This is a genomic window from Arthrobacter sp. CAN_A214 (assembly GCF_015751955.1).
Lineage (GTDB): Bacteria > Actinomycetota > Actinomycetes > Actinomycetales > Micrococcaceae > Arthrobacter_D.
In genome coordinates this window covers 1-11508 of record NZ_JADOUU010000043.1, presented here as the reverse complement: position 1 = coordinate 11508, position 11508 = coordinate 1, and the positions used below count along the sequence as shown (strand labels likewise).

Here is an 11508-nt window from a genome sequence, read left to right as displayed (position 1 = left end):
AACGGAAACAACGGAAACAACGGAAACAACGGAAACAACGGAAACAACGGAAACAACGGAAACAACGGAAACAACGGAAACAACGGAAACAACGGAAACAACGGGAACAACGGGAACAACGGGAACAACGGAAACAACGGGGTCGATGTTGTCGGTGGGAACGCCGGTGCCGGTGTCATTAAAGGTGATGTAACTCGAGTCGAGGCAGGGGTTTCGACTAACCGGGGTTTGAATATTCAATCCGCTGCGCAACCTGAGCCAGTCATTTCATCCGGCCAGGATCTCAGCCTCGTAGGGCTTGTGGCCGGTGGTCTCGCCCTGACGGCAGCCACGTTCGGTATCCGTCGCGGTACACGCCACAACAGCTAATCAAAATCCCGCTCTCGCAGCGAGAGCGGGAATGCAACATATTCATTGGGGGCGCCGGACCTATCACTAGGCCGGCGCCCTCATGATTCTGGAAGGCCTCAGATTATGATACGAATCCCGCAGTCGTCACAGCCAATAGTTCCCCTTGGCAAGCCTGGGAAAGCGATTCGCTGGACCGTCGCCCTAGTTCTGGGGGTTTCAGGACTTATGCTGCTGTGTCTGATTCTAATTCAACAGCTGTTCTCCTTTGTGCCGCCAACCACTGCAATTTCCGCTCCACCACAGGTTCAGGCACCTGTGCTGACCACACCGACATCTACAGGAGGAACCGACACCTCACAAAGCCTTGTACAAGATACCGTAGCGTCGCCCGAAGCGTCATCACCTGCCGAACTATCTGGGAGTGACCAAGAAGAAATCCTCGCGGCTCCTCCCGAACCTCCGGCAGTGCAGCTAAATTCTGATACAGCCCCGATCGAATCGGCTCCTGCCCCGACATCGGATGGATTGAGTGTCGAAACATTCTCGAGGCCGGTCGTTGCGACCCCGACCAGGATCACCGTTGCCGCTGCTGGCATAGACGTTCCGGTGTTGCCGCTGAGTCCTACAGCCGACGATCTTGCAAGCCAATCAATTGTTCCACCCTATACAGACAATGGTTACTGGATCAGTTCTTATGGCGCTCCAGGGGTAGGCTCCACCGACACCACTTACATCACCGGCCATAGCTGGGAGGACAGGGAAGCGCCTTTTGACCGGTTCAGCACCCATGCCTCCGTGGGAGATGCCCTTACCCTCACCACTGCCGCGGGAACGATGAACTACGTCATCGATGCCGTGACCACCCACGACAAGGAATCCCTGAAAACCAGCGAAATTTGGAACGTCGTTCCGAACCGGGTGGTCATCATTAGCTGCTATACCCAAGACCCCTGGGGGAAGAACGTCATAGTCACTGCTTCGCCTATAGGATAACGACGCTCTCTTGCCATGTCATGACCGATTATCCTGATGTGAAGGAACGCAATGGGAATTTTAACGGATAGAGATGAAACTGGTTGTGGACGTAGCTATCCCCAGCCAAGGGCGATTATGGAGGAAAAACCTGATACTGACGTCCTCGGACTGCTTGATGACATCAAACAGCTAGTAGGTCAAATATCCAACAAGGTATCTCGGCTTGTGCGAGATTGTGCCGATGAAGATCCCGACGAAAATGTGCGGCATATCAACCAGTCAGCGGAGGAATGGATACAGCAAACCTTGGAAGACGTCATCGCGACTTCGTCAGGTATTATGATCAATACGTTGGAGCACAAAGCCTCGACTAAAGCCATAATGGGCTCATCGTAATCAAGGGTGTAGTCGAGGTCTGGAGCCGCCCGATTCGAGCAGGCTGCGGGCAATGTAGTTGGCGAGGTTCCGGAATCCGAGGGCTGAGCAGCGGAGGTGCTCGAGCCGTCCGTTGATGGCTTCGGTGGGTCCGTTTGATGTGCCGGGGCGGTCGAAGAACGCGAGGATGTCAGCGGCACGCTGCTTCAGGGTCCGACCGATCCGCCCGACCTCAACGAGTGCAGCCGGAACACCGCTGGTGATCGAGCTGATGAGGGCCTGCATCATCTGCTTGCCCTTCTTCTTATCGGATTCTCGATAGGCAGCGACGATCCGCTGGTAAATGGCCCAGGTCGCTTCGACTTCGACGTGCTCCTCGGTCGCGAACACCGCGTCGAGTCGGGTCTGTTGTTTCTCGGTGAGGAGATCCGCGCCGCTATGCAGGGTCCGTCGGGCCCGGTAGAGCGGGTCCCCGGAGCGACCACGGTGCCCTGTTGTGGCCTGCTGAACGCGCTGCCGGCACTGATCGAGCCCGTCACCGGCGAGCCGAACGACATGGAACGGGTCCATGACCGGCACCGCGTCCGGGAGCTCCTCAGAGGTCGCGGTTTTGAAGCCGGTGAAGCCGTCCATGGCGACCACCTCGATGCCGTCCCGCCATGCCTGCGGGCGGTCGGCGAGCCAGTCCTTGAACACCTGCTTGGAGCGTCCTTCAACCATGTCCAACAGCCGCGCCGGGCCTGTCTTCTTGCGGATCGGGGTGAGATCAATGATGACCGTCACGTACCTGTCGCTGCGCCGGGTATGACGCCAGACATGCTCATCGACCCCGATCGCGGTGACCCCGTCGAACCTGCCCGGGTCATCGATCAGTCGGCGTTTCCCTTCGGTCATGATCGCGGTGTTCGCGGCATGCCAGGACACCCCGAGACCTGCTGCGACCCGGGACACCGTGAGGTGATCGATGACGATTCCTTCAAGTGCCCATCGGAGCCCCCGGCGGGAGATCTTCGCCCTCCGCTCAGCCGCCTTCGATGTGTCCTGCCGCCAGGTGCGCCCGCACTCGGCGCACCGGTAGCGGCGCACCCGCACGAGCAGCGTCGTGGGCCGGTGCCCAAGTGGCTCAAGCGCCAATTGGCGGGTGATCGTGTCCCGCGGCACGCCCTCAGCCCCGCAGGTCCGGCACCACGGATCAGCCTGAAGAACACGGCATTCGAGCACCGCCCGATCAGGGCCGAGGTGTTGTCCGACAGCTTCGAGGCCGAGCTCGTCAAGCCGGCAGGACGTGGTGAGGTCAGGACGGACGAAGGTAGCGTTGAGCACGTCGAGGTCTTTCGAATGGGCAGTGTAGGAACTTCCATCATCGGAAGGCCTCGACCTCTATCCCGCCTTCGACGCGCCGACCCCAGTCACCCCGACTACACCGTCAATTACGAAGAGCCCCATAATGCCTAACCCTTAAAAGCGCTCTTTTCCCTAGCAGCGTTTTCACTGAGTATCACCTGGCTTTCAAAAGAGTAACTAGATGACGGCTAACGCGAGCAGCAGGCAAGGCGCCAAAGTGATGCTCTACATCCATTTTCATCGTTCGCACCTCCCCCTAGTCCAACACCACCCTCCGTTCGTGCACGCGACCGAGTCGCTTCAAGCCCGGGTCGAACTACTTTCAGCCACGAAACGACTTCATACGCGAACCCACCGCAGTTCAGGGGAAGCGATAGGCCGACAATTCAGGGCGACGAGATTAGCCATAAGAAAGTAGAGACAAAATCCACGTATAACCGTGACGAGGACGGCGTTAACGAAGACAGCCAAAGAAAAGCCGTTATTCCAAGACGATCAAGCCGTAGATTGACGCTCCGGGTTGACCGAATAAAGGTACTGCTCAATGGCAGTTTTCGGCACCCGGTAAGATCGGCCGAAACGGATGCTGTCAAGTGCCCCTGACTGCACCAGCCGGTACACCGTCATTCTCGACACCCGCATCATCAGGGCTACCTCCGAGACAGTATAAAAAGGCTCTACCACCATCTCGTTTTCAGCCACTGCATACCCACTCCCAGGAGGCTCACCCATCAGGTAAGTTTCACCAACTATGGTGCATACATTTGTATTCACCATAGTGTTCAACGACAGGCGGGTATCAATCATTCCCCTAACCCTTGTTTTTATAAGGCAAAATTTCCGGTGGGATCGGGGCTTACTGGTTGCCTGATGGGGCCAATGTTGGCATGTGGGTATGACATTGTGGCCCGTGGCCCGTGGCCCGTGGCCCGTGGCCCGTGGCCCGTGGCCGGTGGCGGTTGTCGGTGATGGTTCCACGTCCATCACTTAGGTCGGGGGAGTTGCTCTCCCGTTCGAGGGGAGGGAGCCAAGCCCGGTGAGGGCGGCAGTTGATAACAGCATTTTCCCACGTTGAGTGCACCTCGCAAATTCAAACACACGCCGTCCGTCCAACTATTCCTATGAATACTGGGGCTAGTGAAATGGACCGTCATTCCCGTTAACAACGCAAAAGGTAAGCCGTGAACGTTGTGAGCGATGTTGCATCGTCTACTTGGCATCCGCTGCTGGTTAGTTCTGTCACGTATGGATCCTTGGCCGCACCCTTCATTGGGTCTACCGGATTGGTGGATCCTTCCGGGTACTCAGTGAGATTGAAGACAAATACTGACTGTCCCTTCAGTTGTTTAAGGGGCAACTCCTCCGGCGCAAAATTTCGCCCCCAAAAATTTCCCATGTTGACAGGCTCAACGGACATCGCTGTGTCTTCGATGCCCGCAAATTGTTCTGGGTAGGACACACTCAAACCTCGGGACCTGATGTTTGAGAAAATGGCGGCGGAGCCCGATTCTTTTCGCTCATCAACCCAGTCTGCGAGGGCCGCGTAGTTGTCGGGTTTTGCGCCCTCAGTTTTTTGGTGGACCAGGATTGGCAAGGCCAAGACCGCAAACGTGCACAATGCCGCTGCACCCGCTTTCGGTGTCATGGTTGCGATGGACATTCCTAGCCAGAGGCAGAGAGCTGGTGCGGTGAAGGTCAGATACCGCTCGACGTACAAGGGCATACCGAGGAGCGTCAGGCCGGCAAGGTTCAGGGCAGGAGTTACTATCCAAATCCCGAGGACGGCACCTTCGCGGAAAGTTTTTGACTTGCGACACCGGATTATGTAAGCAGCGACCAAACCCCAAGCCACAGCTGACAATGCCCACGCGAAGAGGGCCAAAGTACTGGTCTCTGCACCGTAGGGGTGCTGGCCGAAAAAGAACTGGCTCACGATGATGTCATAAGTCATTTTTAGGGCGTTGGTGTCGATCCAGCTCACTTGTCCTGTTTGGGCTTGGGTGATGATTACGATTGGGGCTGAGCCAAGAGTGGCGACGGCGGTCGCTACAGCGTATGCGCGGACACATCCGCGGTGAAGTGCGAGAACGGCGCATGGAAGTGCAACCATGGCACCGAAAACGAACGTCCAGGTGGAGAGCGTGAGCAGAACTGAATAGGTGGCCCACAGCCGCCAGCCAGTTGTTTTGGAGGCTGCTTCAGCGGCCAGCACGGTTCCTACGGCCAGGAGCGCTGTTAGTGAGTATGACCGAATTTCCATACCAGTCCACGCGAGCCCTGGTAATAGAATTGCGATAATCCCAGCGTATAGTCCGGACTTTCGACCGGTAAGGCGGGTTCCTAGGATTACAATGCCAGCAACGGTCAGCGCCAGCGCTGCGGCTGAGGTAAGGCGGGCCAAGGACGGTGATGTTCCGACGGCCGACATAAACGAACCCTGCAACAAGTAGTAGACGGAGTGCACGGCATCGACGTCTGCTGCGAGTCGGAGCAGATCTTGGACTGGTCGGGCGGTTGCCGTGATAGTCGCCGCTTCGTCGCCCCAATACGATGGCCTTCCAATCCACGCCAGTGTCACCATGAACTGTACGAAGCCGAGCAACGCCGCGGCATGCAAAGCACTACGGTAAGTTACGCCAGGAGGGCGCCCGCCGTTGCTGATCCCCTCTGCGGTCGCACTAGTCATGGATTTAGCCTACCCGGAGGCAATTACCACGACCTGAGACAGCAACAAGCACCCCACCTTCGAGAAGATAGGGCGCTCAAGTTATGCCTTGCGCTTACCCTCAGCGGCGAGAAACGGAACGCGAGTGATGCTTGCTGCAACGGTCTGCGACGATGACACTATTCAAATCCGGAGTCTACTTCGGCCGCTGAGGGGCCGCAGGCCAGCCTACTGCCCGGCAGCAGCGACGTCACAGCCGTCAACATCCCGGCGACCGATCAGGCCCTGACCCTTCGCTACAATCGTGACCAGTATCTACACCGGATTTTCAACCTGGCTGCACGCCCGGGGTTTCAGCTCCTCACACATGGGCACATGCCCTGCGGTGGAGCCGACACCGAAGTCGTTAGGACACCCAGCACCAAACAACGCCAACGAACCACGATCGGAATCACCGGCCCTCGCCGGAGCGCTAGTCATCGCCACAGCAGCAATCTTCAGCAACCGCCGCTGGATGAACCTTGCAGAACACTCCAGCTAGGAAAACCAACACTTCAATCCGGAATGTAGTCGCTCCACCGGAGAAGATAGCTACCGAAATGAGCGGGATAAATCCCTCGCAGGAGTTCCACTTTCTACAACGTATGCCAACGAATCAGCAACCCACATCACCCGCGAGCTTGGCATGTCCTAGGCAACGTTGTACCGACGTATGTCGGAGCTTGAAACGTGGAAAAGGGGGGTCACCCAAACAGGAGGTGTATCTAAACACCTCACTAAGCGGTCGCACTTCCCCCCGCTAACCGGTCGCACTTCCCCCCGCTAACCGCCTTCTTCCCCCGGCAGCCTCCGAGTAGGAAACACCTTCGCAGCGGTTTTCGCAGCAGCGACGATCCTGCTGAACCCCGGACACTGATGGTCACCGACCCGCCCCAACAAACGGTCATAGTAGCCATCAGTGCACTGCGGGAAGAACGGCAGCCACCATTTCTTCGTTTGGTCGGCGTGACAGTAGTGTGCGTCGATGCTGACACCGAGCATTCCCGTCAACAACGCGGTGGCCATTTCCGCCGGTGTCGCTGCACCATTCTGGGCCATCCAATGCTCCAGGACCGCGGAAGTAGCTACCCCATCTCTTCCAGTGAGGGCCGGTCGCGATGTGTGACGGGACCGACCCTCACTGGGGCTTTTAGACGTCACAAAGAACTTCCAGAAGCCCGAAATCCCCGATCCCCGAAATACAGTGCAGTAGCTCTCACGGCTGACGAAGGAATCCGGGCGCCGTCAAGGAAGTAGAATTTTCATCATCCGACCGAAAGCGCCGGGAACAGGTCAACGTCTCGTCGGGATAGTGGATAGAGTCGCAAAATGAGTGGTGCCAGGGATGAGCTGAAGGACCTTGGGTTCGATACTGCCTATCCGGTGGGCGATCCTGGGTCGCAAGGAGCCATAGTCCTGGGGGGCCGGTATGCCTTGGGTGTTCTTATCGGCCAAGGCGGTATGGCCTCTGTCTATCAGGCCACGGATGAACTGCTTGGCAGGGAAGTGGCAGTCAAAATCTTCCGGACAGGTTCAACGACGGAAGACGATGCCCAGCGCCAGCATGGTGAAGCGAGGGTCCTGGCTGGGCTAAACCACCCTAACCTCGTGACTGTCTTTGATATCGGCACAGATACCAGCACCTTGCATCCGCAAACGTACCTGGTGATGGAACTGATCCGGGGAACGGATCTGCAGCGCGCCAAGCACCAGGGACCGCTTGCCTCGGCCACGGCGGCGAGCTTGGGTGCCGGGATCGCCGAGGCCCTGGCCGATATTCACGGGCGCGGGATCATTCACCGGGACGTGAAACCGGCGAACATCCTCATCTCGAACGATGAGAGTCTTCCTGGGAGGACCCGATACAAGCTCACCGATTTCGGTATCGCCCGCATCCTTGATGGATCCCGTCTCACCGCTACCGGACAGTCCATCGGAACGGCCGCTTACTTCAGCCCTGAACAGGCCCGGGGCGGTCCTGTCACTTTAGCTAGCGATGTTTACTCCCTCGGGCTGGTTCTGCTGGAAATCCTGACAGGAGTCACAGCTTTTCCTGGTCCGGCCGCCGCGTCAGCTGTGGCGCGTCTCCACCGGGACCCTGAGATCCCGGAAACACTCGGTGAAACCTGGGTAGGGCTGCTCACCCGCATGACTGCCCGGGACGCGGCCGCCCGTCCGACAGCTGCCGATGTTTCGGCGACCCTTCAAAACGATGCCCTTTTCGGAACCGAAGAGGACTTCCACGCCGGATCGCATATCGTTCCTGAATCGGCAGCGTATATCCTTCCCGACGCAACGGTGGAACCAGACAATGACAACTCCACGCAGCCCGTAAAAGTCGTTCACGTACCTGTGGGTGCCCAGGATCAAGGCATACCGATTGGTCTTGAACCCACCGGGTCACTGCGGAACGACGCCTTATCGTCCTCTCCCATCACGGAATCGCTCGACATCAACACCGCCACTGATACTGCGACGCAACCACATCCCTTGGTGTCGGAACATCATCGAAAACCTGTTCTGCGGTGGGTGCTGATTGTTCTTGCAGTACTAATCGGAGTCCTTTTTACCGTCGTGGTGCTGATGCTGGTCTTTGATGGACAGGCTCAAACCGTTCCCGTGGATTACCCTCCAGCGTCCGGGGAATTGGGCGAACTACTCATTGACCTGCAGGAAAGCGTGGACCCCTGATGACCGCCCGCCGTGACAAGCTGCGCCGCTTCACCCGGACCCACAAAACCGCGGCGGTGACGGCGGCGTTGTTGGTGATTGTGGTGCTTAGCGGATGCAGCGGGGCGCAGGGCTACAATGTTCGCGCCGCGGAACAACTCCAGGCGGACGTTCTGACAGTAACCCGGCAAACCATCAATGAGGACTACAGTGCATCACTAAGAACTCTGGACGGTCTCGTTCTCCGGCTCGACTTTCTGGCCGACAACGGGTCAGTTCCCGCCGAGCGGCGGGAACGCATCCAAATCGCTATCGGAGCCCTGCGGGCAGGTCTGGAAACCAGAATCGCTGCCCTAGAACAACCAACACCAGCCCCGGCACTCACATCAAAGCCACCACAACCCCCCACCGCTCCGCGGGCACCAGCACCACGTCCGGTGCCAGTACTGCCTCCAGCTGACCCGATTCCGGCGCCCGTGCTGCCACCTGTCGCCCCTGCCCCGGCGCCTGTACTGCCTCCTAGCGCCCCTGCCCCGGCGCCTGTACTTCCTGTCCCTCCACAACAGCCGGTTCCCGTGGTGCCTAACCCGCCGAGCCAGGCGCCGGACGTTCCGACAGCGCCCCAGATGCCACTCGAACCGGCGCCTGTACCAGTGCCCAGTAGCCCTGTCCCCGCCGAGCCCACACCCGAACCCGAGCCCACACCGGTGCCTCCATCGGGTGGCCCGGCCCCTGTTCCGACCACGCCGGCACCCCTACCAAGTGACCCGCCCGTCCCGCCGTCTGTATTGCCATCGATGCCGGCGCCGAGCGGTTCGTCACTCCCTGTGCCTCTACCCACCGATCTTTAACTAATGCAGGAAAGCAATTCTCGGATCAGGGCACCCCATCGTAATCTCTGAGCGGCAATCTCTGAGCGGCTCTGCGACATCGTTCATGCCGTAGGCTCCCAGATCCGTAGGCTGCGCGACGATGACTGCTACCAGTCCTTCTAGGGAGGCGAGGTCCTCTGGTCCGCCACAACCACTGCTTGCCCTACCATTACCGGATCTATCCGCACCACCTACCGGGCGACAGGAGCCGGAAACGGCGCCCTTGGTTACCCCATCACCACCCGAACCTGCACCACCGACACCCAAAGCACTCGAACCTTTCAGATTGAAACCCTTACCTTGGACCCCCACCACCGAAGTCCGGATGGTGCGGTGCTAGGCGAGAGTCATTACCATGTAGAAGCGGGACCGCTGCGGATGGGCATCGTGGGATGCGGCAAGCATCTGCTGGTTTTTCCAGTGAATCCGTCTTCCCGGCGCCTTAGCTTGGGCAATACCTGCGGAATTCCTCCACCCAAAAGGGGCGGTTTCAAGGAGCCAGCGCAACACTGCTGATGAGTTCGTTGAGTTTCTCACGAGGGGAGTGGAAGCCGAGGGTTTTCCTCGGATGGTCGTTAGTTGCGCGGCCATGGCCTCAATGGCCGCGTCGGAGACGTTGTTGAAATCGGCGCCCTTCGGGTAGTGATCGCGCACGAGGCCGTTCAGGTTCTCGTTCGAACCTCGTTGCCAGGGCGAGTGCGGGTCGCAGAAGAACACGGGGCATCCCGTCGCGATCGTGAAGTCTTTGTGTCGGGACATCTCCTGTCCTTGATCCCGGGCGAGTGTTTGCCGGAGTTGCTCGGGAAGGCGCATGATCTGGTGCTGGAGGACGTCGATCACCGTGAGCGAGTCGCGGACGCCAGGTAGTCGCGCTAGCCCTGTGTCGTGCTCAGCGTTTTTCGGGTCATCCATCTGCGGGCGGGTGGAGCCCGGAGGATGAGCTCAAAGCCGTCCACCTGTGGGTGAGCCGCCCTGCCTGACAGGGCAGAACTAGCATCAGGAGTGGTGCGGAGGATGGACGTAGCCCCTGCTGGCACCGGACGTGCGGATGAGCGGTGGTGGGGTTCTGCGTGCTCTTTTCCTGGCCTGAGCCTGGTGGGATCATGTGAGGATGAGCGCAAGAAGAGAACGCCCGTCAGCTCCGGTAACTGGTCGTGATCGTCATGCAGGGACGCACCGGCACGATTCGGGAGCGTTATCCACCGATCAGCTGCGCATGGTGGCGAAGCGTCGTAGGGATACCGAGGAAAAGCTGAGGCAGCATCAGCAGCAGGCCCGGAACAAAACTGCGGAAGGCACTGGCTGACCAGTCGCGGCGCATCGCGCAGGTCGGATGAAAGCTGTGGTGCCCGCTGACCGGATGGTTCCGACTGAGAGTGTTTAGTGGGTGGTGTACCGCAGGAACATGACCCCGTCGTCGAAGCGGTGCTGTTCAACGAGGTCAAGTGGAAGACGCATATCGGTGGGGAAAAACCGGCGGCCACCACCAACCACCACCGGGTGGAGGTAGAGCTGGAATTCATCCACGAGCCCCGCCCGGATAGCATTCCCAGCCAAGCATGGCCCAGCAATCTCAATGTCCTGTTCCAAGGTTGCTTTCATCTGTTCGACTTCTTGCAGGTCGAATCTTCGCTTGAGCTGGGTCCGAGTCGTTGACACGGCGCCGAGGGTGGTTGAGTAGACGATCTTGTCGGTTGCCTGCCAGATTTTCGCAAAGTTATTGATAAGCGAGTCCTGGCCGGGCCTTTGATCGGCTGTGTCCCACTCCACCATCTCCTCATACATGCACCTGCCATAGAGGTACGTACCGACCAGGCGTGCACGCCAGGAGATGAACGCAAAGACGTCATCACTGGGGATGCTCCAGTCGTAGTTCCCTTCCAGATCCGCGACATAACCGTCGAGGGATACAGCCCCCGAGCTAATCAGCTTCACCATTGCCACCACTCCTTATTAGCCGGTACTTCTCCTCAACTTGGCTGTCATTCGTTGTGAGACCGTGAACCTCTGGCTGTTCGAACGACGTCGAAGCAATGATCATTGACGAGTCAAAACAGCTCGCGAGGGCCGCCGAGAAAACTGGGTCAGAACCAGTCCGATGCCCTGTGTTTCACGTTCGCCCTGGTTACGTCCCGTGGAGTGGTGTAGTTCTCCGCTGTTGAGCGTTGCGTAGGCGACGTAGTGAGCCATCGTGCGATGGTCAGTGAGTACCGATCA

8 protein-coding genes and 1 pseudogene are annotated in these 11508 nt (G+C 58.6%); 4 read left to right on the top strand and 5 right to left on the bottom strand.

The features are described from left to right. From IWX65_RS16425 to IWX65_RS16415, 3 genes are all read left to right on the top strand, one after another. Positions 1-369 (top strand): hypothetical protein (locus tag IWX65_RS16425; RefSeq protein WP_196884577.1); only part of this gene is annotated, 369 nt, incomplete at its 5' end. 297 nt (positions 370-666) lie between these two features. Next, positions 667-1344 (top strand): class F sortase, encoded by a 678-nt coding sequence (locus IWX65_RS16420; RefSeq protein ID WP_196884575.1) that lies wholly within the window; start codon positions 667-669, stop codon positions 1342-1344. Between the two features lie 51 nt (positions 1345-1395). Continuing rightward, on the top strand, positions 1396-1722 hold the full coding sequence (locus IWX65_RS16415) for a hypothetical protein (protein ID WP_196884573.1): 327 nt from the start codon (positions 1396-1398) through the stop codon (positions 1720-1722). Here the strand turns inward: IWX65_RS16415 and IWX65_RS16410 are convergent, their stop codons facing one another. The 3 genes from IWX65_RS16410 to IWX65_RS16400 all read right to left on the bottom strand — a co-directional run bounded on the left by IWX65_RS16410 (position 1723) and on the right by IWX65_RS16400 (position 5257). Further along, positions 1723-3024, bottom strand: a complete 1302-nt coding sequence (locus IWX65_RS16410; RefSeq protein ID WP_196884571.1) for an ISL3 family transposase — start codon at positions 3022-3024, stop codon at positions 1723-1725. It lies immediately after the preceding gene. A gap of 516 nt (positions 3025-3540) precedes the next feature. Continuing rightward, positions 3541-3732, bottom strand: a complete 192-nt coding sequence (locus tag IWX65_RS16405; RefSeq protein ID WP_196884579.1) for a helix-turn-helix domain-containing protein — start codon at positions 3730-3732, stop codon at positions 3541-3543. Between the two features lie 472 nt (positions 3733-4204). Then, positions 4205-5257, bottom strand: a complete 1053-nt coding sequence (locus IWX65_RS16400) for a hypothetical protein (RefSeq protein WP_196884569.1) — start codon at positions 5255-5257, stop codon at positions 4205-4207. 1821 nt (positions 5258-7078) lie between these two features. Here IWX65_RS16400 and IWX65_RS16395 point away from each other — a divergent pair. Then, on the top strand, positions 7079-8440 hold the full coding sequence (locus IWX65_RS16395) for a serine/threonine-protein kinase (protein WP_334683951.1): 1362 nt from the start codon (positions 7079-7081) through the stop codon (positions 8438-8440). A gap of 1341 nt (positions 8441-9781) precedes the next feature. Here IWX65_RS16395 and IWX65_RS16390 read toward each other — a convergent pair. Beyond that, positions 9782-10167: pseudogene (locus IWX65_RS16390) on the bottom strand (IS30 family transposase); the annotation flags it as partial. Between the two features lie 504 nt (positions 10168-10671). Next, positions 10672-11229 carry a dihydrofolate reductase family protein gene (locus tag IWX65_RS16385; RefSeq protein ID WP_196884563.1) on the bottom strand — a complete coding sequence of 186 codons (558 nt, stop codon included), beginning with the start codon at positions 11227-11229 and terminating at the stop codon, positions 10672-10674. Positions 11230-11508 lie beyond the last annotated feature (279 nt).

Coding starts and splice junctions, on each gene's coding strand:
- IWX65_RS16415 (WP_196884573.1), top strand. CDS start 1,396: ATGGGAATTTTAACGGATAGAGATGAAACTGGTTGTGGACGTAGCTAT.
- IWX65_RS16395 (WP_334683951.1), top strand. CDS start 7,079: ATGAGTGGTGCCAGGGATGAGCTGAAGGACCTTGGGTTCGATACTGCC.
- IWX65_RS16405 (WP_196884579.1), bottom strand. CDS start 3,732: ATGGTGGTAGAGCCTTTTTATACTGTCTCGGAGGTAGCCCTGATGATG.
- IWX65_RS16385 (WP_196884563.1), bottom strand. CDS start 11,229: ATGGTGAAGCTGATTAGCTCGGGGGCTGTATCCCTCGACGGTTATGTC.